We start from the raw sequence: 24,412 nt of genomic DNA, 5'->3' as shown, positions 1-24,412 counted from the left end.
ATAGAATTTTTGGTGCGAATAGCGACAAATTATCTCTACTCGTCATAAACGCATAAAAAGATGTAATAACAACTCCTTGTTGTCATTACATCTTTTTATGACCAACACTTACATCAATATTGTAAAGACAAACAGGCCAATTATAATCAGTATATTCAACACCAATACATTGACAGACTTATACCTTTTAAGTTTTGAATTGGCAACCACAATGACACCTATCTGGAATAAGCTAAAACAAAAACTAACCCATACTGCTTGTTTGGATGCATACTCACCCTCTCCGAACAACCCGAATACTACCATTACAGCCATAAACAAGAGTATGTAAAACAGCAGTATGTTTCCCAAGGTGTATAATAGACTTACAAATAAATTTTTCATTGAATTATATTACTAATTTCTAACTCAACGGTAACACCATAAATTTATCGGGCGAAGTGCAACTATACAGTAAGCATACCAGGTACGAGAGCAACCAAGAGGCAATGGATTTCATCTGTCATAGGAAATCTTACCAAAAATAGTAAAATCAACTCAACACTGTGTTGGCCCTGCCGATACTGCAGGACTAAACAGGGAGGTCATTTTCTGCCAATCTTCCGCTGAAACCGCCTTACGTCGTAGGTTTGCGACATGCTTACCATCTACCAGGAGCCTGATCACATTGTTTCCTCTTCTGGCACTTACCTTATCAAGTGAAACGCTGATTGGTAGCTTTTTGTAGATAGACATGTTCACGAAAGACAGGCTTAGTTCCTGTTCCTGTACCCCCATAGTGAGCACCTCGTTCAGGTTCATACGTAATAACAAAAATGAGGAGAGGCCTAAAATCATGGAAACCAGGGCCATTTTTGAGGAAAAATCAAGCTCCAGTAAAAACAATCCCACAGCCAATACTGCAAAGAAAATCAAGGCTCTGATAGCAACCGCCTCCATGTAAACAGGCTTAAACTTAAAATACATCGTTATTTAAATTTGTCAGTTATCAATATATCGTGGAACGAAATTGTATACTAATTTGGTCGAAACAGTCTGCTGTATTTATTCTCCGAATCTATCGGCTCTCATAAGTCCTTCTCTGACGGGTAAATTCAATAGTGGAATATACAATTTTTTTCACAAGAGAATCAATTTTACCACTTAAATTGGCCGGTTACTGTGGGAAGGAAGCAGCAGGAAGTTTGCGCAACCATGATAAAAAGACCAATAAAAATAATTTATCGGACTGCTGATTTTAATACTTTTGCCGAACACTGTGTCAATTTTAATTACCCGTATACTTATGATTTTTAGAAATGTAACCCGCAACATTATTGTTGCAATCGTACTGGTGTTAACCAACTACATGACTGCTGGAGCGCAAACAGTGGGAAGCTTCCGGGTGGAAGGAGATTTTGATAAGTTTTATCCGGTACAGTTTAATGACTGCAATTGGTGGGGAAATGTGGCTACCGTACTTGAAATTGGCCGGTCAAATGTGCATCAGGATAATCCTCAAAACGGGCCGGGCTGGCAGGGAAGCATGATTTCCAGGTTTAGGTATCATGTTACCGCATGGGGAAATGGTTCACATTTTATTGATGCCGAAATTAATCAGGAAGGATATAGTAGTACCAAGCCATTTATTGCAGGCTGGGAGGATGTTTCCGGTTATGGCCCTAACAATTCCATCATCATATGGCTAAGGGGAAACAGTACTTACTTTTACAGAGCTTCCTGTGAAGTAAATCCTCAAAGCTTTGACGGCATTCAAAATCCACTTCCTTATGTTATTGCAGGTGATAACGTTGGTACGCTCACCTACAAAACAGCAAAAGAACCTTACGTCCAATCGTCTGGTATCACTAACAGCCGTCCTTTCAGTATCGTTAATGCAGCACCAAGTCTTATGACAGGCCCATTAAGCATCGGCACCATGGACAATAAAGGGTACATGCTTGCCGTTAACGGAAATGCCATTTTCGCAAAAGTAACGGTAAAAAACCCTGCAAACTGGCCGGATTATGTATTTGCCAGCGATTACTCACTTCCATCATTACAGGAACTGGATAATTTTATCCAGGAGCACAAACATCTCCCCGGAACACCAACAGCAGCGGAGATTAAGGCCAACGGCCAGGATATAGCGGATATCCAGGTTATCCAGCAACAGAAAATTGAGGAGTTGACCCTATATCTGATTAAATTAAGCAAGGAATTGGAAGAGCAAAGGGAAAGGATAAAAGCGCTGGAGAAACAGGTGCATCAATAACAAAATAAAAAATGTATCCGGCACCTGCCTGAAGCATTAAATATTCCGGCGGTCTTGTTTACATTTGCGCCTCATCCAATACCTACCCTGCCATAAACAACCAATTAATGCGACCCGTATACCTGATTATAACCATTTTACTAGGCTGTGCAAGCATTGTATCTGCACAGGATAGCCTGCTACAAAAATCGAAGGAAATACCACAAAAGTACTACTCCGCTGTGCAGCACAAAGCAGATGCCCTCAATAAACAGCTCACCGCCCGTACGGAGAAAGCCCTCAGCCGGTTATCGAAATACGAAGAGAAGATGAAAAAGAAAATGATGAAGGTGGATTCTTCTCAGGCAAAGGCCTTGTTCGAGAATAGCCAACAAAAATTCGCTTCTCTGAAGGATAAGCTGAAAGCCAAAACCGATAAGATACCAGGTAAAAATCTCCTGAGTAATACTCCCGGGGTGGATAGTTTATTTAACACGCTCAGCTTTCTGAAGCAGGGCAATGATAAGATCCCTCAGCTAACCAACAGTCTGAAATCCGTTACTGCTTTACAGGACAAGCTCGCCATTCTCAATGAGGCAAAAGCGTTTATACAGCAGCGTAAGCAGTTGCTGAATGCGCAGTTAGGGAAAATTCCTGCGCTGGCCGGCAATTTAAAAGGCATTAATAAGGAAGCTTATTACTATGCTCAACAAGTGAAAGAGTTAAAGGAGACTTTTAGTGATAAAAAGAAGATAGAGAAAAAGGCTTTGGAGATTGCTCAGAAAATCCCTGCCTATAACGATTTCATGGCCAAACATAGCTACCTGGGAAGTCTGTTAGGCAATAATCTGGGCGGTGGAGGTGCCACCCCTAACCTGGAAGGGTTACAAACCCGTGCACAGGTAGAGCAGCTGATCCAGCAGCGACTGGGAAGCGGCCCCAATGCCTCACAGGCGGTGAGTCAGTCGATGGCTGAAGCCCGTGCCAAAATGAATGAACTGAAAAGCAAATTCCCTGACCTGGATAATGCCGGTGAAATGCCCAACTTCAAGCCAAATGAAATGAAGTCCAAACGCTTTCTGCAAAGGCTGGAATATGGTGGCAATATTCAGTTTGCCCGTAACACCAGCTTCTACCCAACTACCAGCGATATTGCCGGGCAAATTGCCTATAAGTTTCATAAAAACGGGGTTGCAGGTGTGGGTATGGCTTATAAACTTGGTTTAGGCCAGGGATTTAACAAGATAGCCATTTCCAGTGAGGGCTTAGGGCTCCGCTCCTTTGTGGACTGGAAGCTGAAAAATACTTTTTTCCTGAATGGCGGTTACGAGCAAAACTATCAGCCGGTGCATATCAATGCGGTGCCTAATGCGGAGATGTGGACTTCCAGCGCATTACTGGGGATCAAGAAGAAATACAAGGTTAGTGCGAAGATGAAGGGAGATGTGTCGTTATTATTTGACTTTCTTTATAGCAGCCATGTACCGAGGACGGACCCGATTAAGTTGCGGATGGGGTATAATTTCTAGCGATCATTCTTACTATAATAACTGACCTGTCTTAAGAATTGAGTATTCTTAAAACAGGCATTCACTATTACTTATGAAAAAATTAATTTTCCTGTTGCCAACTTTATTACTGGCATATTTTGCGCAAGGTCAAAATACCTTTGAAAATAGTAATGCTGAAGGAAACGTGGGCATTGGCACATTGTCGCCAAGTGCGTATGGCCATGGTGGAAATAACCGGATATTGGAGATAAAGAATGCCAACAGTATCCCAAACAGCCAATCGCATTTAATGCTAAGTACCGGATTTACCGGCCCTATCACCAATTCCACGTCTATTGGTAGTCTGTCATGGGTGGCACCTGGTGCTGCCAGTTATAAGATCATGGGTTACATTGGAGGTATACTCACTGCAGATGTCAACAACAGCGCTATAGGAAACATTGCGATAGCTACTGCCAATGGTGGCGTACCACAGATACGTATGACAATTGCGGCCAATGGAAACGTGGGTGTTGGTACATTTGAACCGGTTCGTTTATTTACGGTATCGGCTCCGACCCCGGAATTCGTTTTACAGGATATCGGCCGGCCGGTAGATCAAAAAAATTACCGGATCTATACCCATGATAACGTTACCGTTTTTGGAACACTTAACGATGCGGGCACCAGTGGCAAAGACGACATGGTTATTGATCAACTTAGTGGTAACGTTACAATAGGTGGCAAACAAGCCAGCAGCTATACCCACGGTGGTAATAACAGGGTTATGGAAATCTGGAATCATAACACAGCGAACAACAGCCAGGCTCACCTGATGCTCAGCAGCGGCGCAACTGGAGCCAGCAGCAGTATAGGTACTATTTCATGGGCGCTTACCAATTCCAACAATAATCAATTAGGCGCCTACATCGGATCCAGAACTACGTCTGTATCCTCAACAGCCCCTTATACCCTTTTAACCTTCGCAACGGCTAACGGTGGGCTGCCTACAGAAAAAATGACAATTATGCCTGATGGGAATGTAGGTATCGGAACTGCTGAACCTGGAGATAACAAGCTGGCGGTTTCGGGTACCATTGCAGCAAAGCGGGTAAAGGTCACAGCCTCCGGTTGGGCTGATTATGTATTTGCCCCTGGTTATGAGCTGCCAACATTTGCTGGCTTAGAGCAGTTCATAGCATCCAATGGTCATTTGCCTGGCATTCCCTCGGCAGCAAGTTTAGAGAAAGAAGGATTGGACATAGGCGACATGCAAAAAAGGCAAATGGAAAAAATTGAGGAACTGGCTTTACTGCTGATTCAACTGAATAAGCAGGTGGAGAAACTGGAAGAAAAAGTAACACAACAGCAGGCGGTGATTGAACAACAGCAACAAATAATTTCTAAGAATGGGAAATAAGAAAATCTATCTACTGGGTTTGGTGATCGGGATACTTTTTTGTGCGGACAAAATTGCTGCACAAAGTACTGTCATAAGACATACTGTTAATGCAAATAATCACACTTTTTCCTGGATTAAGTTGGGAACAATCGGATTACCACAGGAAGGCACTTCGGCAGTTATCCGGTTCTTCGGAGGAAGTGGCTATAATGGATTAAAAGAACAAATGGCAGCCGCCGAGATTCATATCCGCACCAGCAATAGTAATGTAAATTCGGAAGGGTTTGCTTTTTCAGCATATGCTTTCCGCACCGGCTGGCTGGCCCCCATGGAGAAGGTGAAGATATTGCCGAATGCGCCAGGAGGTGCTGCCACGGCCTATGATATTTACTTGTACTACGGTCCGTATATCGGCTTTTCTATGTATGAAGTAGTATCTGTTGGAGGGCAATGGACGGGTTTAGAACAAACCAGCACGGATCCAGGAACGGCCGCTTATGACGTTCCTTTTCAATACAGTGTATTCAATGACGTTAACCTTGGAAATGCTTTATATGTAAATTATTCCAACGGTAACGTGGGTATTGGCACTGCTGCAGGTACATCTTCCAAATTATCTGTTAAGGGAGAGATAAAAGCCACCAAAGTAAGAGTAACTACCAGTGACTGGCCGGATTACGTGTTTGCCAAAGACTTCCAGCTACGGTCAATTTCAGACCTGGCCGGCTATATTGCTGCTAATCAGCATCTGCCGGAAATGCCCGCTGCTGAAAAGGTAGAAAAAGAAGGAATTGATGTGGGAGAGATGAATAAGTTATTGCTGAAGAAAATAGAAGAGATGAGTTTGTATATTATTCAGCTGGATAAGCGGGTGAAGGAGTTGGAAGCGGAGAAGAAGTAAAAGCAACAGTAGCAGTAATGACTGCTACTGTTGCTTTTAGGGAGATGTTATCTGCCCTTATTAAGAGATATTTTTATTTTTTCCAATTCCTGCCTCAGGCTTACATTCTCTTCCCTGATGGCTCCGATTTCCTTTTGCTGTTGCAGGAGGTACAAAGTGAGTTCCTCTACTTTTTTCAGCAAGGTAGCATTCAGCTCCAGTACATCAACATCCGCATTTTTCATATCAGTTGCAGAAGGCACTCCTGGCAAATGTTTATTGATCTTGATAAAGGCTTCCAGCTGTTGCAAGGTTGGCAACTCATAACCCGTTTCAAATACGTAATCAGGCCAGTTGCCGGCTGCTTTTACTTTAATTTTTTCCGCCAGGATAGCACCAGCCACCGCTAATTTATATCCAGCTACCGGCTGTGTACCGATGGACATCTCCGCATTCGCGCCAATAGTCAGAATACTGGCCCCAACACTATTCATAACCTGAAACGGCTTATTGCCATACCCCTGAATGTAGGTTGTACCACCTGCTGCAAAATAATAACGTTGATTTCTATTTGCATCCAGGTTCCAAAGGTCTACGTTTGCGGTGGCGATTTTATTCCAGGTAGACCAGCTTTTGTCATCTACCTTATTACGGTATTTCAGATCTCCCCAAAAGAAGGCCTCCAACTGAAGGCTGCCGGTGGATGTACCAGGCATGTTGAATATGAACATGCTGGAAGTGTGTAACCCCGTATAGCCTATACCGTATACGCCATTGGAAGACAAGTTATCCCGTTGGCTGCTGTCGAAGTAGCCACGGTTGATAAAGGTGGTAGGATCAGTTTGTGCTTTAGCAGTGATACTTAATATTAAGCCCACAATAAGGCAAGTAATAATTTTTTGTGTTACTTGGAGCATAGGTAAAAAATTAAAAGCATAGTGGAAAATGGCAGACCGAAATGCCTGCCATTTTCACTTAAATATATCAGGACGTTTAAATTGCTAACGCTATGTTTCTATTTTCCTGGGCGCATCTTCTCATATGTTTCATTGGGTACACCGTTGATATAATCACACAGGCGCCCTTCCACGTGATGTGCGTCCCAAACAGCTGCGGTCTCTAGCGTAAGACAATCTTCAAGGCTGGCAGGACTGATTTCTCCGGTTATAGGATTATATAATTTATATCTTTCACCTAAATCATCATAAATGAATTTCATTGGTAGTACATCAAAAAAAGGCTCCAATTCCTTTTTCCCAATTTTGATCCATCTCCCGGATGTAATAATATCATTATAAACTGCCAGAATAAACAATATTGGTGCGTTACAGATTACATCTATATTCGTCTCTTCTATGTCAGTAAAATAATTGTAAAATGCATAATTTGCTTTTCCCAAGATTCTTCCATATGCAATTTTACCACATGGTAATTGTATTTTCAAAACAGCACCGGCTGTTATTCTTTGTTTTGCCATAATTATTAAGTTTTGGGCTTACCAAATTCTTTATTTGCAGCATCTATGTACTTATCTTTATTAGGATTCTTAGGAGAGATACCATTTATCGCATTGCCTGATGTCCCACCTTCGCTTTGAGCACCACCGCGGGCCTCAATATTCTGTTGCTCACGTCCTCTGATTGCATTTTTATTATCCGAGGATTCATCCAATTTCGCAGGACCGTAACCTTCCTTACTCATATGGTGATTTTGATCCCTTTTGGCTACATTTTCCTCAGGTGTTCCTTTTCCACTTGTTCTGCCTGTGTATATTTTTCCATCCGGCCTTTCCTTCTTGTAAGTCTGATGCGTTATCTTACCTTTGGCCGGCTGCGTAGTTTTTGCCGGTGTCTTGCCAGGAGCTTTCGCGGCAGGTGCTTTCGCAGCAGGTCCTTTCGCAGCAGGAGCTTTTGGTGCAGGTGCTTTTGCTCCATTAGTACCTCCCGCCTGCCTGATAGAAGACTGTGGCAATGCTGAATACGGACCAAACGGACTACCTGGCACATAATTAACGCCACCAAGGTCGAAGTCGAAATCGACATCCTTAACCTTGTCTATAGCCTTTGAGGCCACCATTGTAAGTCCGGCCGCGGCACCCAGCGTAATAACCGCATCGGCTATAACTGGGATCAATGGAATTAATACGGGTAATATTTTACCATCCGGATCATTAAACCTCGCTGGGTTGTTCAGTGCAAAATGGTAAGGCGTTACATCTTCCTGATTCATTTCCAGCAGTGGATCTATCTGAATAAATCTACCCAACTGCGGATCATAAGTCCTGGCATTGAAATCATATAACTCTAAACCGGAACCATCACTGAATTCATTAGATTGTAGTTCATTACCATTATACTTCCTCCTGTTAATCGGATATTGGTCGCCCATTAATGCACTGGAGCTAAGTCCTGCCATTGTCAGACCAAACGGATAATAGTGGGTTTCTTCAATTACCCTTCCACTGGACTGTGTAACGGAAAGGTTATCAAAATAGACATCCTGTGCACTCTCATTGCTGGTATAAACATACAAAAATCCGCTCTTTTCAATGGTGGCAATATTTGCCGCCAATGTCTGGATTTCATCGGCAGTAGCTGCTACCTGTTTAACGCCACTGTTGGACTCGACCAGTTTGAACTGGTCATCAAACAATACATAATTGAGATAAGCATGCGGCCGATTGGATTGATCAGGATCCGTCCCTTTCTCCCTTAAACGCTGGTAGTCATTGTTATAAAAGTTACTGTTTATTGGACCGTTGCTATTGACTGTAGCGCCATGTAAATTCTGACTGCCTGTTGCTTTACCATTCAATGATAACAACAAGTCGGCCAACATGTTTTCCGGAGTAGCATCCTTTCCTTCCTTAGGACCACTAGATTTATAAAATGCCTGTGCGCCAATTTTGACAGTATCTCCTGCCATCACTCTTAGTACCAGCGATGGTCCAATCTTTTTACCGGTTCCACCGGCATTGAGTTTCGAAACAAATTTATTTGCAACAGCATTATCCGGATACCCAACTGGTCGGGCTACCCTGGTTTCTGGCAGATTACTAAATAACGCCTCTTCTGTACCGGCAGTAGCTGTTTCCATAGAAGCCATATACACCGCCGTGGCCGGCTCCTCTGTAACAACCAGTCGTGTATTATCTAAGTGGTCTTTTACAAAATAGTCATACACATATTTTATCGCCTGACCGGTATTACGCACTAATCTTATACGCCCTTCCGGATGACCGATAAATTTCAGCACATCATTTTCCAGCACACTGCTGCCAAGGTAATCAGTAGTTGAAATTTTATTATTGTTTTCAGCAACTGTTTTACGCAGTTTCTCTCCGGCAGCATTATATTGATACCTGATAATTCCTTTGCCATTTACCTTTATCTCTTCCGGTAAATTCAGGTAATTATATATGATGGTGTCTATTTTCCTGTTCAGGTCTTTTGACAGATTACCATTCACATCATAGCTGTAATCATTTCCTACTTTATTTCCATCCTTGAAGTCGCCCAGTTTGCTAAGTGTTCCTGCTGCATCAGTCACTGCAACAATTTTATTACTGTTGTCAAAGTACGTATAGGTAAGATTATCTATATCCACGGGCTGCCCCATATCCACCCCACGCTGCCTCATTGTTTTGATATTACCGTTGGCATCGTAAGTGATACCGGAAAAAGTAAAATCCATGGCAGTGGCCGACCACTCTCCTCCTCCAAATGGCCGCGTCAAATAATTGCCCATGGCAATTCGGCCTGGCCTGTCGTAACTAAAGCCATAGGAATGGATATCGGCATTGTTCCAACCTCTCCATTTTACCCCTGCGATATTACCATTATACTGAGGTACTGAAAAGTTCTGGTCATAGCTGATCTCCATGCCAAAATGGGCGGCTGAATTGCCAGCCAGATATTCCTTGCCTATTGACTTTAACCAACCTTGCAAATTATACTCATATGTGATTGGTTCAACGGGTACCCCAGTTTCATTAACACCCAGATTTTTAGCGGTCAGCTGTCCTAATTCATCATAATCCATTGCTACTACCGTACGCAAAGTAGTCTCATCATCATTAAGCTTCTTGCTGATGTTTAATAGCCGGCCCCCATGGTCATAAGTGTTAATGGTCAGGATCGTTTGTTCTAGTGCGGCAGGATCTACCGTATTCGTTTGCCGTTCGAACGTACTTAACACTTTTCCACTGAAGTCATATAACGTTGTAACACTATTTGTGCCGCCCAGATTGTTGTCGGATATTGTCTGAATGGTTTTTCCATCCTCATCATAATAAATGGTAGTGGTAAGCCATGTATTGGTACCTAGTACACGGGTTTTAGTACCCGTTGATTTTCCTTTGGTGAGGTCGCTCTTAACAATACTTTCTTTATACGGATTGATACCCGGTTGTGGTTTTCCGGCATCGTTAATATTGAACGGTTTTACACCCGCAAAACTATAAATATCGTAAAAAGTGAATGTGAGTGGGGTAAGCTGTACCCCCAGTATTGCAGGAAGTGGATTTGAAATGGTTAGGTTAATATTCTCTGCTCCTTGTGTTTCAATCAGAAAGGTTGCATCCTGATTATCTCTGGTTTCGAATCCGGATGTTAATTGTATTGAGTTGGATGCTATATAAACGTTTCTATCATTGATAGCTGTAACCAGGTCACCTACCGGTGGTATATTATACTGCAAGGTACCAGTCGAACCGATTACAGCATCCATTTGTTGCTGCAGTTCCTCCCTATTTGCGCTACTATTATAGAGCGCTGTTTCAACTGGCCTGTCTAAGGCATCATAAAAGGTCACATGCCACTGTTGTTGTTGCTTCAGTAAGCCATCACGTCTGAATACTTCCCGGTCTCTGGTATCATAAACAAATTCAGTAACAGCGGCGCCTGGGACTTTCTTTTTTATTACACGTCCACGGCCATCGTAAGCATATTGAAAGCAAAGTTCATCTGCAACAGCAGTTACATTCCAATTGGCCACAATGTTTGCTACTGCAAGTGGAGGTATGACAAAGCGGAGATTATCAAGATCATCATAAATATAATAGGTGCATAACCAGTTGGTATGGCCCGTACTGGCGGATGACTCCTGTTGTACTTTTTTAAGTATCACCTTTCCTTCCTTATCATAGAAGGTGATTCTCTGCAATTGCTGTGGATCAATAGTTAGTTGCTTTTTCAATTCACCAGACTGATAATTTCCCACGGCAATCGGTATCTCGCTATTGGCTGGTATTTGCCAGTTCACTACTTCATCAGTAGCAATATTGGAGAGGTACTGAATGGAACTACTTTTATTCCCTCCAGATTTAGCCCAGCTGTTACCCGGTTGATAAGTGGCTAGTTCGCGGTCAAGTGGTGAATTTTCAAAGTCTGTTTGTTCATAATAGATCGTTTCGTTAGTTGCTCCTGGATTCTTTGACAGATCTTTATAAAACAATTGTTGCTCCTGGAAGGGATTCAGGCGCATTTGTCCGGATGCTGGCATGTCAGCAGATGGGACATAAGGAAGATATTTATACTGCTCTCTGTCAAATGCATCGTATATCACTGGTGATACGAGATCATTTCCATCGGCACTAATGCCTTTTGATACCCGTTGGATGGTTCTGCCCAACCCATCAATGTATGAGGTGGAGGTCTGTACCATGCTGGCCGGTAAACTTGCATTTGTTATCGATGCTGCATCACTGGATGGGTAAGCCGGGACCCATGTACGAATAAAATTGCCTGTAGCTTTTTGATATGGTACCGGCAACTGTTGCGGTGTAGCGGCAGGCACTGTTGTGCCGGCAGGAACGACCTGAGCAGCTATTTGAGAATGAGTGCCTGCAAGCAAAAACAAAAAAGTGAAGAAGAATTTATATTGCCTAAGCATTTATATTAAACTAAGTGGTTAGTAAGAAGTGTTATCATAGCGTGTAACCTGTTCCCGCTAGCAGCGAATATTCTGTTAGCCAGCATAAACCTGCTTCATTCGGATCCCCGTTAAGCTCTGCTGTTCTTTCCAGTACAAAAGATGTACCCGTACAAACCTTTGAGAAATTGGTAGTGTTGGTGGTAGATAGATCACATCTTTGACGGAATCGCCGGTAATTAACGACGAGGTTTGATACATTCATCGGAATGGTTTTTGCCTTGTCAGCATAAAAATCTACCACTACATCTGCATACACATATGCTCCATTACTGGTTTGATTAACATAACGCAGACGCACATATGGACCTGGAGGATCACATATACCCTTTTCATTTGCATAGGCCTGTCCTTTTGTCTGTATCTCAATATCAGCAAGACTATCAGCAGCTTTCTGTGTGGAAGCCACCCATTTGTTGGCAGGTACCGTATACACTACTGAAGAACCTGTATAGCCGGGCTCACATTGTTTAGTAAATGCTTGAGAACGCAAGGCATTACCTACCAATAATCCATTACATAAACCAGGTTGTCCGGCATAATTGTAGCAATACAGCTTCAGTATTTTTTGATGCTGATCACGGATGGCCTGCAAGCGCTGCATATTATCGTATTCGTAGTAGGTTGTTTTACCAGCGGGATCGGTCTCACTACTTTTACCAATCATAGGCAGGTAGGAATAGGTACTCATCAATGCCAGACTATTTGCAGTGCCATTTCTTAGCTTATTGAGCTCCTGACGGATATAAGTATCATCTGAAGAGGCCTCCAATGCGCCTATATCCACTAAAGAACTAATCTGACTATAATTTCCATTTACCACCTTAGCAACTGGCCACTTGTTTTTATAGGCCCATAAATATGCTTCCGGTGCATTATTTACTTCCAGCTGTTCTATAATATTACCATAAGAGTTATATTTAGATGTAACCAGTTGCGGCCTATAAGCTTTATCTATCAAAAGCTCTCCTGCCGTATTAAAATAGGCAGGTACAAAATCTGCAACAGGCTTTCCAAACTCAGTAGTCCAGGTAGTATCAGGTAGTGGCAAATTTGATTTATAAGAAGTAAAAGTAGACATTAACGTTTTAATCGCCTGCTCTCCATTCTTTTGTATCTGAATAGTGGTCTCAATTGGATTATCCACGATATTCAGTTGCAGGAGCAATTTCATCGCTTCTGCCAGCTTGCCAGCTGGCTGGGGAGTATTAAAATGTCCCGGGAATTTGTAATTCGTGATATAGCTGTCGCCACCACTCCTTAATCGTTTAACCGTTACTGGCTGAAAAGTCACACCGGCATCATCATAGCTGTAAAAAACAGACTCCTGTAAATGGTTTTCCGGCTTATCCGTATCAAAAGTGGTCGTCTCACTTTTTATTAGCGGAAACCATCCCGACTCAGTGTTGTAATAGGATACTTCATAACTACCGGGTATCCAGGCATCATCACCTAAATAATCAGTCAACCCCTGCGTCAGTTTCATTCCCTGAACGACGGAAATGGACTCACTCAGCTCATAACGATTTACCTTATCCTTTACTATTTCAAATTTATTTGCTTCAGCATTGTATTTAAATGTCTTTTCTTCCAATAAATTGCCTCGTTGCCAGTCATGGGATGTCGGCGGTGGATAAGGATAATTGGGGTTTATTAGATCCGGATACTCATCCGAAGCAGTAAATGTCAATTCTTTCTTACCATTTACTCCTTTGGGTCCATAATACTCCTGCACATATTTATAACCTACCGGAGCTCCCTGAGTACTTAACATGGCCACACTACTGAAAGAACTAAAAATTCTATATTTACAATAGGTTTCATAATAGAATGGGCTTCCGTTATTCCCCGTCCCTTCCTGAAATATCTTTTGTCGGGCGATACTCCCATTATAAATGGGAAATGTCTGAATAAGACCACTGGATATATCTCCACTGCCATCAACGTAAGTATAATATCTATCATTAACAATATTCTCCATACCATCCGTATCATAGATGCGCTTCACTCTCAATCCACCCACTGGTGCATTCACTTTTACACTATCGGAGGTAGATGCATAGATCAGCCAGGACAAATTACAACGGTAATTCCTAATCAGATCTTCCGGAACATCCATTGTAAGATCAACCGTCACCCGATAAGTACCGGCCTTCACCTGAAAATTACCGGATGATAACGTTCCACATCCACCTTCAGGACCGCAGATTTTTGTGACAGGACAACCAATAGCCGGATTTTTACAGCGTTCCGGCACCACCACTGTAGCCGAGAGGGTAGTGGGCGCAGTAACTGTAAAGGTCGTATCCCATTTACGTTGTGAGGCTGGATCCAGGCTCACAGGAATAATAAAATATCCGGAACCAATGATCTTTCGCATGTAAGGATTATTCGTATAGCTGGTATTGTTTTCCATCTCAAACACGGTTTTACCTCCCGTTGGATATTTGATGGATTTCAGCGTACCGGCCAGCGCTGCAACGGCATCTACAGCGCGGTCAGCACCTTTTTCAATCAATACGGCACCAGTAAAAGGGTTGGTATAATACACCGTAGGAATCAGGCTGGTATTTTCTGTTTTACCATTATAAAAACCCCAATAATCCTGCGCGTTAGAGAACCGGTGAGGAAGGGTTTCCCGATTTGTATAGTCAAAGACATAACTTGCCTCTTTCCCTGCTTTGGATATAATTTCGATACTATCCAGATATTGCCTGTAAAAAGGAGCAGTAGAAGCAGCTCCTCCTGAATATCCTGACGACATCACAGCCGTCTGACGCAGCACATATTGTTTATAATATACGCCATCGTTACTCTTAATTTCAATTGAGGCTAATGCTTTATCTGACGTATAATCCTTCCTGTATTCAGCCTGTTCATTGAAAGAAATGAAACCTTCACTAAAGTTGATCTTCTTCAGCCGCCAGCCACGTATTTGAGAACGGGATTCTGTATGGGTATATAATTTCGGATCACACTTAGGATCATTATCCTCCTCATTAAGATATTTTGTATCACCTGCATTCGCCCGATTAGACAGAGTGGTTGGGTCATACTCATAAGTAATTGAATCCGTTCGCAGCGGATTCACAATACTGGTCAGGTACCACGTTGTGGTAGAAGTATTCTGATCACCCAACGTATTATCCATGACTAGTTCCGTTATGGTGAGCTCCTTCTTGGTATACCAATATTGGTAACCTTGTGTATCCGTAATTACAAAACTTTTGTCGGCTGTCATTTCCACACGCGTGCCATCAGCCGGGATCGTTTGAAAATGCCCTGTTGTATCAAAATAAAATTGACCACTACCGCTCGCAGTACTGTAGGAAAAGAGATCAGGCTCTGCATCCTGAGTACCAGTGGTGATATTACTAAAGTAAAGTCTGGCTTCGTCATCTTTCATTCTGCCATCCATATGCTTATACACCAGTGCATAGGATGTCCGGTATCCACCCACTTCCTCATCGGGCAAACCTCTTGTTTGGCGATTGATGATACCACCGGTATTCAGCGCCCATCCCAAACCTACCCAAGACGCAATATCCTCTACTTTTATTCCGCCTGCATGATAATTTAGAGAGATCGGAATATTTAGTTTTCCTAAATTCATCGTATGCAGGGGCACACTAATGCTTGGGATACCTGTATAATATCCCACAGGCACTTCTCCAAACTTTCCAAGAGAAGCAGGGGTAGGAGATACAGGAATAAAATTGGATAGCTGTGGCGGCTTCAATCCACTGGATTGCGCATTTGCAAGCATATTCCACAGGCAGAATGCCAACAACACACTAAAAAACTTTCGCATGGTATAGAAAATAAACAGCCCACTTTGTAAGCATACAAAACGCCCACAAAACAGGTTAACTAATAGAATAAACTTTAATCGATATCAGATTATGGACAGGTTCGGTCTGAACAATAGGTACAGTCAATATCTAAATTATCCTTCTCATTGCATCGCACGCTCCATGCCTACAAACAGCAGCTTCTTCTTACCAGCTTCACCAAGCGTTAACCCTTCCGGTTCTACACCTTTATCATCACTACGTGCATCATCGTACAGCGAAGCCGCTTTGGCACGTACTTCCAGTTCATTTTTACTGTCGAATACCAGCGTACCACTATTGCCATCCCATACACTGAATGAGCGCGCACCAAAGGAATACAGTTGTTCATACAACCCATCACCATCCGTATCGCCCAACGTGGTAGTAACGTTCAACCGGCCCAGCATAGTTTGCCCCTGCAAGGTAGCCGCATCAGGAAAGGCGGCAGGATTCAGTTTTAGGGCACTTACACGCTTCGCTTCTTCGAAGCCATCATATTCCCGCACATCACCTTCATTGGCTGTAAAAAGGTAGGGAACGCCGTTTTTATGCAATACGGCAATACCATCCGGCTGATACATGCTCTTTACATTCCATTTCTTGAAATCTGTCACATTATCTTTGTCACTCACATCCACAGCATTTGCATCTACATTATAATCTTTTAAACCCAATGGCTTAATAGCCTTAATAGTTTTAGCGGCGATATCAATGGTGGCGATTACATTATTTTCCTGCAGGGTAACCCAGGCAGTTTTTGAATCATCAGCAACAGCTATGTATTCCGGCTCCATGTCTTGTGCAAGTGTAGCCTTAGGACCGAATACCCGCAAGCCCTGCTGCATCAGTGTGGCCTTCTGTGATTCAAACCCACTGAAGTCGATCGTCTTCACTTCATAGTTATTCTGTACATCAATGATAGAAATAGAACCCACCGGATCATTGGTATAAGCAGCATTAGGTTCTCCCTCATTGGCCGATAAAATATAACGGCCATCAGGACTAAAAGTAAGCATGTCCGGCAAAGCACCAACAGTAATGGATTTCACCAAAGAGTTATCACTGGTTTTGAAAATAACCACTTTCCCAGGCTCCTGTTTTACGGTAGATTCTATAGCAGCTGCCAGCAAACCGTTATTTACAGACAAGCTATTTACATATCCACCATAACTTGAAGCGGCGATTTCAGTTAGTTTTACCGGCTTGGCAGGATCTTTTAAATCAATCACATCGATGCGGTTCAGGAAAACACCGTTATCATCTTCAGCATTATACACCACAAACAAATGATTTGTTTTAGGATCAAATGCTGAAATTTCAGCAGCACCTTCGTTACCAATATCAATGGAGCCAATCTCCGAAAAAGTGGCAGGGTCCTCAGGTACATAAAATTCTTCGGGATGATCTTTTTTACAGGACAGCGCTACAATTACCGTGAGTACAGGTAGGATTTTTTTATAGTTCATTTCGCATTTTGGTTAATGGAGCGCAACATAGAACAGTACTATTACATGGGGATTAACAAAAAGTTATGTGATTGTTAAGAAACAAAAAGTCCCAATGGAATATTCCACCGGGACTAGTATGATTATTTTTCAGTAAACTGCTAAACGCCAAACGCCAGTTTATACTTTTTGCAAAGCTGCTCACGGCTTATGCCTTGATTCGCCTTCACCCATTGCACCATCTTCTTCATATCCAACTTATCCAACAACACCTCCGTTGTAGCAGATGCGTTAGGTATCGCAGCAGGACCACCACACGCACGCATAATGTAAGCATGCATTAACAGCTTCGCCCCGTTTGATTTATTCAGATCCAGAAACCAGATAGCTGAATACGAGGAATACGGACTGGGAGCCGCAATCCAGTTACACCTGGTTGTATCCCCCTCAAACGCCATCAGCTGATCCAGTACACTACTGTCAGCTGCAAAAAAATTATTTACCGCTGTAAAATACAATATGCTATCCTGACGATACTGCTCCGGTGTTTTATCATACAACATCAGCATTTTCAAATCATCGGCATTAGAGACATTCGTAACATAGCCGAATGTAAGGCTATCCAGCAGTGTTACAGGAGCTGCTGTAACCGCAGTTTCACTCACTTCTTGTGTTGCCTGTTGGTGCTGTTGCTTTTGCTGACATCCCCATAACGCTATCAACGCCAATCCGAAAATAATTATCCTCTTCATCCTATTGTAATTATAAGTTGTGAGGGAAATTAGGACTTTTTCTCACAACGTTCATCTATTATTTATGATCCTGAACTTTCTTTAGCTTTTCCACTTCCGCTTTAAGTGCCTCCCGCTCCTTACGTTCCTCAATCAGGTACAATGTCAGTTCTTCTATTTTGCGTAAAAGTATTTCATTCATCGCACCAAGATCTACCTTCTCTCTCTCCACTTCTGTTGCAGAAGGCACCCCAGGCAGGTGTTGATGCTCACCGATGTATTTTTCTACTTCCAGAAGAGATGGTAAACTATAGTCTTTGGCAAATACATAATCTGGCCATTCTGACGCAGTTACTTTGACTTTTCTGGCAAGCACTGTGCCGTTAACGGAAAGTCTCTCCTTAGGAGATAGCGTGCCGATTCCGACATTACCATTTACATCCGCTTTTAAAGCGACTTTTGCCGATTCCTGATTAAATGGATTGCCCACCCATAAATTCCATTCAGTAGTCATAGGTGCAAGCGATAATTGGGAACTTTCGATGCCAGATTCATCTACTGGCCCCCAGTTCGTAAGAATGCCAATAGCTCTAACTTTCACATATACCACCAGATCTGTAGCAATATCGCCTTCTACAGAAATGGCCCTAAGGCGAATCCTTGAACTATATGTCTCTGTATTTACATCCACTGTAAATGCCTTCGTGCTACCATAGGAGTATGGATTATCGTTTATTCTTCCGGCTTCTCTCCAAATATTTGGATTAAAGTGAGAAGAACTAAATAAATGCGTTGCGGCAGCAGCAATGCTTCCACGCACATAAGAGATAGAAACCTCATAATATCCACCTGCCCCATGCCCATATGGGGTAGCTACAACAAATGTTTTATAATCCCCTACCTTGTAATCTTTAGGAAAGGTCACAACCGTTTCATAATAGCTATTACTCTGAGAATAAGCTACAGCACGTGTGATTAACACAACAACCAGAAATAATAATATTTTTTTCATATTAGTATAGGTTAAACTAAAATTGGCCCGGCAATACTACAACATTTAATATCAAATTCTATCACACAAACAATCAAGAAAAGATCATCACAAAAAAGAGAAACCGGACAATCAGATTGCCCGGTTTCTCCCTATATCAAAAACTTAAACTTAATATTAGCTATTCAGCAACCCCTCCAGCGCCTTATCCACCCCTTCAAACTTAAACCCTTTCAGCACTTCCTCCATCTGCTGCGCAATCTGCGCGGTGCACAAATTCCCAATACTTCCTGCATGTGTATGATTCACCTCTTTAGCAGGCGAAAAAGTTCCCTTCTCGATATCCATACCCACCTGCTTGTAAGCCTCACGGAAAGGCGTACCCTGTAATACCAGGTTATTCACCACCTCTACGCTAAACAGGTACTGGTACTTATCATCTTCCAGGATGTTCTCCTTGATGCGGATGTTTTCCAGCATCAGCTTCGACAAACTGATACAATCTTTCAGCGCTTTAAACGCAGGGAAAAGATTTTCCTTCAGCAGCTGCAAGTCGCGGTGGTAGCCCGATGGCAGGTTGGTGATCATCATCGCGATTTCATTCGGCAAAGCCTGCAGTTTGTTACCGTGACTGCGAATCAGTTCCCATACATCCGGGTTCTTTTTATGTGGCATAATGCTGGAACCAGTGGTCAGCTCATCCGGGAAAGTGATGAAACCAAAGTTCTGGTTCATGAATAAAGTAGCATCCATCGCCATTTTAGCAAGGGTAGCGCCGATGCCTGCCAGCGCAAACGCTACCAGTTTCTCGGTTTTACCACGTCCCATCTGGGCGTATACCACGTTATAGTTCAGAGAATCGAAGCCAAGCAAGGAAGTAGTCAACTCACGGTCAAGGGGGAACGAAGAACCGTAGCCGGCAGCGGAGCCAAGCGGGTTCTTGTTTACTACGCGGTAAGCGCCTTGCAACATAGTGAGGTCATCTACCAGACTCTCTGCATAAGCACCAAACCAAAGACCGAAAGAAGAAGGCATCGCAATCTGAAGGTGCGTATAACCCGGCATCAGCCTGTCTTTATATTGCTCGCTCTGCGTTTGCAACAAGTCGAACAGGGATTTCACTTCTTCCACCACCAACTGCAACTCATGGCGCAGATACAGTTTCAGGTCCACCAGCACCTGGTCGTTACGGGAACGGCCACTGTGGATCTTTTTGCCTACTTCACCCAAACGGCGTGTGAGCAATAGTTCCACCTGTGAATGGATATCTTCCACATCCGCTTCCAGCACAAAGTCACCTGCCTGGATTTCCTCGTATATCTTGCGCAGCTCTGCTTTCAGTACGGTCAGTTCTTCCGCTTCCAGCAGACCAATGCTTTGCAGCATGGTGATGTGCGCCATAGAACCGAGTACATCAAAAGGTGCCAGGTAGGCATCCATCTCGCGGTCTTTACCCACGGTGAATTTCTCTACTGCATCCAGTGCTGTCTTATCTTTTTGCCACAATTTCATAATTCAGAAATTTCTGCGCCGGCGCTATCAGTTGATAGCCTCCAGCAATTTTATATAACTATCTATTCCGTCTTTTATTTCGGAGAGATATATGTATTCATCGGCTGTATGAGAGCGGGCGGAATCGCCCGGGCCCATCTTCACGCTCGTGGCGGGAATCAACGCCTGATCAGATGTGGTTGGTGACCCATAACAGGTCTTACCCGCAGCAATGCCCGCCTGTACAAACGGATGGTCCATCGGGATGGAAGAAGGACGCATACGCAGGCTGCGCGGCTTTACTTCACATTGCACGTTTGCCCGGATGATGTCCAGCAGTTCCTCCAGGGTATACTGGTCGTTTGCTCTCACATCTACCACAAAAGTACAATCCGCAGGCACCACGTTGTGGGCTTTGTTGGAAGTATTGATCACCGTAGCACTCATTTTCACCGGCCCCAGTGTGTCAGACACCTTAGGGTAACGGTAATCACGGAACCACAGCAGGTCGGGCAGCGCTTTATACAAAGCATTTTCGCCTTCCTCACGGGCAGCATGGCCCGCTTTACCGGTACTGGTGCAATCCAATACCAGCAAGCCTTTTTCGGCTACTGCCAGCTGCGTTTGCGTAGGCTCACCCACAATAGCGAAATCAATAGCAGGGAGTTTGTCGAGTATGCTCTCCACTCCGTTGCTGCCGCTGATTTCCTCCTCTGCCGTGGCAGATAAAATAATGTTGTATTGCAGGTCGGAACGATGGTAGAAATGCAGGAAAGTGGCGATCAGGCTCACCAGGCAGCCACCGGCATCATTGCTACCCAGGCCGAATAATTTACCGTCCACCACATCCGGACTAAAAGGATCGCGGGTATACTGCGGGTTAGGCTTTACCGTATCGTGGTGGGAATTAAGTAAGATATTGGGCTTAGCGGTATCATAGTGCTTGTTAAGCGCCCAGATGTTGTTCAGATGCCGTTCATGCGGTATCTCCATAGCGGTGAGGAATTCGCTGATCAGCGTAGCTGTACCGTCTTCCTCACGACTCAATGACGGCGTCGCAATCATCTGCTTCAGCAGAGCCACGGCAACATCATATAGTTTTTCGTTCCACATAGTTAGCATATTAAGGTGCCCGCCACCGTGTCTGTAGTATTACTCAGCACATCTTCGGCATGGCCTATCAGCACTTCTTTCACGCCATTGTTAATAGCGCCGAAAGCGTTGTCCAGCTTAGGTAAAATACCGTCGGACAATACTTTCTGATCCATCAGCTGCTGATAAATGTCTTTATTGATAAGGTTGATCACGGCATTGTCGTCGTTAGGGTCGCTCAGCACCCCCTTTTTCTCAAAGCAATAGATCAGCCGCACATTGTATTTAGCGGATAGGGCAATTGCCAGGGAAGAGGCAATAGTATCGGCGTTGGTGTTCAGTATCTGCCCGTTACCGTCGTGCGTAAGTGGCGCAAATACCGGTGTAATGCCCGCCTCCAGCAATGCTACCACAGGCGCTGTTTGTACCTGCTCAGGTTTTACATCTCCCACAAAACCATAATCAATGGTTTTAACAGGGCGTTTGGTAGCCGGGATGATATTACCATCCGCGCCGGTTAAGCCAATGGCATTGCAGCCTTTGGACTGTAACTGTGCTACCAGTTGTTTATTGACGAGCCCTCCGTATACCATCGTCACCACGTCAAGAGTGTCGGCATCGGTGATACGGCGACCATCTACATATTTAGATTCGATTCCCAGCTTGTCACCTATACGGGTGGCCACTTTACCGCCACCATGTATCAGGATCTTCTTAGCGGAAATTGCTGCAAACTTTCCGAGGAAAGATTGCAGCAATGCCGGGTTATCAATGACGTTACCGCCTACTTTGATAATAAACAGATCGATCATAATTATCCTTTCAAGATTTCACTCAATACTGCCTGTGCCGCCCATACACGGTTGCCCGCTTCCGGAATGACGATGGAGTTAGGACCATCCAGCACCTCGTCGGCAATCACCACATTTCTGCGAACAGGCAGGCAGTGCATTACCTTGGCGTTATTGGTATTTTTCAGCTTTTCGTTATCCACCATCCAGCTGCTGTCAGTGCAGGTGATTTTACCGTAATCCTTGTAAGACGACCAGTTTTTCACATACACGAAGTCAGCATCTTTCAACGCTTCTTCCTGGTTGTATTCGATGCGTGCACCGTTGGTGAATTTCTCATCCAGCTCATAACCTTCCGGATGAGTGATCACGAAATCGGCTTCCCCCCAGGCGTTGATCCACTGTGCAAAAGAGTTTGGTACCGCCTGTGGCAGCGCTTTTACATGAGGCGCCCAGGTCATTACCACTTTCGGTTTGCGTGGTTCATTCCATCTTTCCTTAATGGTGATTACGTCGGTTAAGCTCTGTAAAGGGTGCAGGGTAGCACTTTCCAGGCTTACAACAGGCACACCTGCGTACTTGATGAACTGGTTGATGTATTTCTCTGTATAATCTTCTTCTTTGTTTTTCAGACCAGGGAAAGTACGGATGGCGAGAATATCGAAATATTGTCCCATTACCGCCGCTGCTTCCTTTACGTGTTCGGAAGTATTCCCGTTCATGATAACGCCGTCATTCATTTCCAGCTGCCACCCTTCCTTGTCAATATTGAAAACGATCGGTTCCATGCCCAGGTTTTTGGCCGCCACCTGTGTACTCAGGCGGGTACGTAAACTAGGGTTCAGGAATATCATTCCCAATGTCTTGTCTTTTCCTAATGCTCTATCCTTGAAGGGATTGTTTTTGTACTCCAGTGCTATGTCTACCAAACGCGGGACACTGGGAACATCGGCTGTTGAAATAAACTGTTTCATTATTATTTCACTTCTTTTCTGAATGCTTCTAAAAATTGATCTGCATGTGCCTGGGTGAGTGCCAGTGAAGGTAACAGGCGGATTACATTTGGTTTTGCTTCACCGGTGAAGATCTTGTGGGTTCCCAGCAGGTTTTTCCTTACATGGGCCAGCTCTTCCGGCAGTTCAATACCAATCATCAAACCGCGACCTCTTACTTCCAGTACCTGCTCAAACTTTTTCAGTTCGGTCATCAGGTATTCACCAACAGTGGCAGCGTTCTGTATCAGGTTTTCTGACTCGATCACTTCCAATACCGCCAGCGCTGCAGCACAGGCCAGGTGGTTACCACCAAAGGTAGTTCCCAGCATACCATAGCTTGGGGCAAATTTTGGGGAGATAATAATGCCTCCGATAGGGAAACCATTACCCATCCCTTTTGCCATTGTATAGATGTCGGCATTTACACCGGCATAGTCATGAGAGTAGAATTTACCGCTTCTGCCGTAACCGCATTGTACGGAGTCGGCAATAAACACGGCGTTGTTGGCATCGCAGAGGGAACGGATTTTTTGCAGGAAGGACTCAGCCGCAACCCTGATACCACCTACACCCTGGATACCTTCGATGATCACGGAAGAAACTTCGTAATCCTTGAAAGCCTGTTCCAGCGCAGCCTCATCCTGCCATGGGAGGAAAACTACATTATCGGTTTCATTTACCGGCGCTACAATTTTAGGATTGTCAGTAGCGGCAACAGCGAGTGAAGTACGACCGTGGAAAGCTTTTCTGAAAGCGATCACTTTCTTTTTTCCATTATGGAAGGAAGCGAGTTTCAGTGCATTTTCGTTTGCTTCTGCACCGGAGTTGCAGAGAAACAGCTGGTAGTCTTCTTTCCCGGAAACCTTGCCCAGCAAAGCTGCCAGCTGTTCCTGCAGCGGCATTTTGATGGAGTTGGAGTAAAAACCGATTTTATGCAGCTGGTCAGTAAGGCGTTTCACATAGTGAGGATGCGTGTGACCGATAGAGATCACGGCATGGCCGCCATACAGGTCCAGGTATTCTGTACCCTGGTCATCCCAAACATTGGAATACAGGGCTTTGTCGATTACGATATTATTTACCGGATAAACGTCGAAAAGTTTCATT

The 24,412-nt window shown here is 43.8% G+C and carries 17 protein-coding genes; 4 read left to right on the top strand and 13 right to left on the bottom strand.

All coding sequences use genetic code 11. The annotated features are described in order from the left end of the window. Positions 1-537 precede the first annotated feature (537 nt). A complete protein-coding gene (locus KW844_RS13850) occupies positions 538-966 on the bottom strand; it encodes a hypothetical protein (protein ID WP_218377379.1) in 429 nt (142 codons plus the stop codon). Between the two features lie 319 nt (positions 967-1,285). Between KW844_RS13850 and KW844_RS13845 the strand changes: the two genes are divergently transcribed. From KW844_RS13845 to KW844_RS13830, 4 genes are all read left to right on the top strand, one after another. Next, positions 1,286-2,254 (top strand): hypothetical protein, encoded by a 969-nt coding sequence (locus KW844_RS13845; RefSeq protein ID WP_218377378.1) that lies wholly within the window; start codon positions 1,286-1,288, stop codon positions 2,252-2,254. A gap of 107 nt (positions 2,255-2,361) precedes the next feature. Continuing rightward, positions 2,362-3,762 (top strand): hypothetical protein, encoded by a 1,401-nt coding sequence (locus tag KW844_RS13840; RefSeq protein WP_218377377.1) that lies wholly within the window; start codon positions 2,362-2,364, stop codon positions 3,760-3,762. Positions 3,763-3,835: 73 nt separating this feature from the next. Next, positions 3,836-5,143, top strand: coding sequence for a hypothetical protein (locus KW844_RS13835; RefSeq protein ID WP_218377376.1), 1,308 nt, complete (start codon positions 3,836-3,838; stop codon positions 5,141-5,143). 121 nt (positions 5,144-5,264) lie between these two features. Continuing rightward, complete coding sequence (locus KW844_RS13830) at positions 5,265-6,026, top strand: hypothetical protein (RefSeq protein ID WP_218377375.1); 762 nt, start codon at positions 5,265-5,267, stop codon at positions 6,024-6,026. A 47-nt stretch (positions 6,027-6,073) separates the two neighbouring features. Here the strand turns inward: KW844_RS13830 and KW844_RS13825 are convergent, their stop codons facing one another. The 12 genes from KW844_RS13825 to KW844_RS13770 form a co-directional block, all read right to left on the bottom strand. Further along, complete coding sequence (locus KW844_RS13825; RefSeq protein ID WP_218377374.1) at positions 6,074-6,883, bottom strand: hypothetical protein; 810 nt, start codon at positions 6,881-6,883, stop codon at positions 6,074-6,076. A 137-nt stretch (positions 6,884-7,020) separates the two neighbouring features. Beyond that, positions 7,021-7,482 (bottom strand): Imm26 family immunity protein, encoded by a 462-nt coding sequence (locus KW844_RS13820; RefSeq protein WP_218377373.1) that lies wholly within the window; start codon positions 7,480-7,482, stop codon positions 7,021-7,023. A gap of 5 nt (positions 7,483-7,487) precedes the next feature. Next, on the bottom strand, positions 7,488-11,669 hold the full coding sequence (locus tag KW844_RS13815; protein WP_218377372.1) for a DUF6443 domain-containing protein: 4,182 nt from the start codon (positions 11,667-11,669) through the stop codon (positions 7,488-7,490). 262 nt (positions 11,670-11,931) lie between these two features. Next, positions 11,932-15,549: a DUF5977 domain-containing protein gene (locus KW844_RS13810; protein WP_218377371.1), complete on the bottom strand. Its 3,618-nt coding sequence runs from the start codon at positions 15,547-15,549 to the stop codon at positions 11,932-11,934. A gap of 342 nt (positions 15,550-15,891) precedes the next feature. After that, positions 15,892-17,235: a choice-of-anchor I family protein gene (locus tag KW844_RS13805; protein WP_218377370.1), complete on the bottom strand. Its 1,344-nt coding sequence runs from the start codon at positions 17,233-17,235 to the stop codon at positions 15,892-15,894. A gap of 140 nt (positions 17,236-17,375) precedes the next feature. Then, on the bottom strand, positions 17,376-17,966 hold the full coding sequence (locus KW844_RS13800; protein WP_218377369.1) for a hypothetical protein: 591 nt from the start codon (positions 17,964-17,966) through the stop codon (positions 17,376-17,378). 58 nt (positions 17,967-18,024) lie between these two features. Further along, a complete protein-coding gene (locus KW844_RS13795) occupies positions 18,025-18,957 on the bottom strand; it encodes a hypothetical protein (RefSeq protein ID WP_218377368.1) in 933 nt (310 codons plus the stop codon). A gap of 156 nt (positions 18,958-19,113) precedes the next feature. Continuing rightward, positions 19,114-20,448, bottom strand: coding sequence for an argininosuccinate lyase (gene argH / locus KW844_RS13790; RefSeq protein ID WP_218377367.1), 1,335 nt, complete (start codon positions 20,446-20,448; stop codon positions 19,114-19,116). A gap of 27 nt (positions 20,449-20,475) precedes the next feature. Continuing rightward, complete coding sequence (locus tag KW844_RS13785; protein ID WP_218377366.1) at positions 20,476-21,540, bottom strand: M20 family metallo-hydrolase; 1,065 nt, start codon at positions 21,538-21,540, stop codon at positions 20,476-20,478. A gap of 2 nt (positions 21,541-21,542) precedes the next feature. Beyond that, positions 21,543-22,331, bottom strand: coding sequence for an acetylglutamate kinase (gene argB, locus KW844_RS13780; RefSeq protein WP_218377365.1), 789 nt, complete (start codon positions 22,329-22,331; stop codon positions 21,543-21,545). A 2-nt stretch (positions 22,332-22,333) separates the two neighbouring features. Then, entirely contained in the window at positions 22,334-23,284 is a 951-nt protein-coding gene (locus tag KW844_RS13775) for an N-acetylornithine carbamoyltransferase (RefSeq protein ID WP_218377364.1), read from the bottom strand. Positions 23,285-23,286: 2 nt separating this feature from the next. Further along, positions 23,287-24,411 carry an aspartate aminotransferase family protein gene (locus tag KW844_RS13770; RefSeq protein WP_218377363.1) on the bottom strand — a complete coding sequence of 375 codons (1,125 nt, stop codon included), beginning with the start codon at positions 24,409-24,411 and terminating at the stop codon, positions 23,287-23,289. Position 24,412: the final 1 nt, after the last annotated feature.

The organism is Chitinophaga sp. sic0106 (assembly GCF_019219075.1).
Taxonomy (GTDB): Bacteria; Bacteroidota; Bacteroidia; order Chitinophagales; family Chitinophagaceae; genus Chitinophaga.
Note: the sequence above shows the minus strand (reverse complement) of the source record. Positions and strands in the feature narration are given on the sequence as shown.

What these genes read in the sequence shown, in the direction of transcription:
- KW844_RS13850 (WP_218377379.1), bottom strand. Translation starts at nt 966, where the DNA reads ATGTATTTTAAGTTTAAGCCTGTTTACATGGAGGCGGTTGCTATCAGA.
- KW844_RS13845 (WP_218377378.1), top strand. Translation starts at nt 1,286, where the DNA reads ATGATTTTTAGAAATGTAACCCGCAACATTATTGTTGCAATCGTACTG.
- KW844_RS13840 (WP_218377377.1), top strand. Translation starts at nt 2,362, where the DNA reads ATGCGACCCGTATACCTGATTATAACCATTTTACTAGGCTGTGCAAGC.
- KW844_RS13835 (WP_218377376.1), top strand. Translation starts at nt 3,836, where the DNA reads ATGAAAAAATTAATTTTCCTGTTGCCAACTTTATTACTGGCATATTTT.
- KW844_RS13820 (WP_218377373.1), bottom strand. Translation starts at nt 7,482, where the DNA reads ATGGCAAAACAAAGAATAACAGCCGGTGCTGTTTTGAAAATACAATTA.
- KW844_RS13815 (WP_218377372.1), bottom strand. Translation starts at nt 11,669, where the DNA reads ATGGTACAGACCTCCACCTCATACATTGATGGGTTGGGCAGAACCATC.
- KW844_RS13810 (WP_218377371.1), bottom strand. Translation starts at nt 15,549, where the DNA reads ATGAATTTAGGAAAACTAAATATTCCGATCTCTCTAAATTATCATGCA.
- KW844_RS13805 (WP_218377370.1), bottom strand. Translation starts at nt 17,235, where the DNA reads ATGAACTATAAAAAAATCCTACCTGTACTCACGGTAATTGTAGCGCTG.
- KW844_RS13800 (WP_218377369.1), bottom strand. Translation starts at nt 17,966, where the DNA reads ATGAAGAGGATAATTATTTTCGGATTGGCGTTGATAGCGTTATGGGGA.
- KW844_RS13795 (WP_218377368.1), bottom strand. Translation starts at nt 18,957, where the DNA reads ATGAAAAAAATATTATTATTTCTGGTTGTTGTGTTAATCACACGTGCT.
- argH (WP_218377367.1), bottom strand. Translation starts at nt 20,448, where the DNA reads ATGAAATTGTGGCAAAAAGATAAGACAGCACTGGATGCAGTAGAGAAA.
- KW844_RS13785 (WP_218377366.1), bottom strand. Translation starts at nt 21,540, where the DNA reads ATGTGGAACGAAAAACTATATGATGTTGCCGTGGCTCTGCTGAAGCAG.
- argB (WP_218377365.1), bottom strand. Translation starts at nt 22,331, where the DNA reads ATGATCGATCTGTTTATTATCAAAGTAGGCGGTAACGTCATTGATAAC.
- KW844_RS13775 (WP_218377364.1), bottom strand. Translation starts at nt 23,284, where the DNA reads ATGAAACAGTTTATTTCAACAGCCGATGTTCCCAGTGTCCCGCGTTTG.
- KW844_RS13770 (WP_218377363.1), bottom strand. Translation starts at nt 24,411, where the DNA reads ATGAAACTTTTCGACGTTTATCCGGTAAATAATATCGTAATCGACAAA.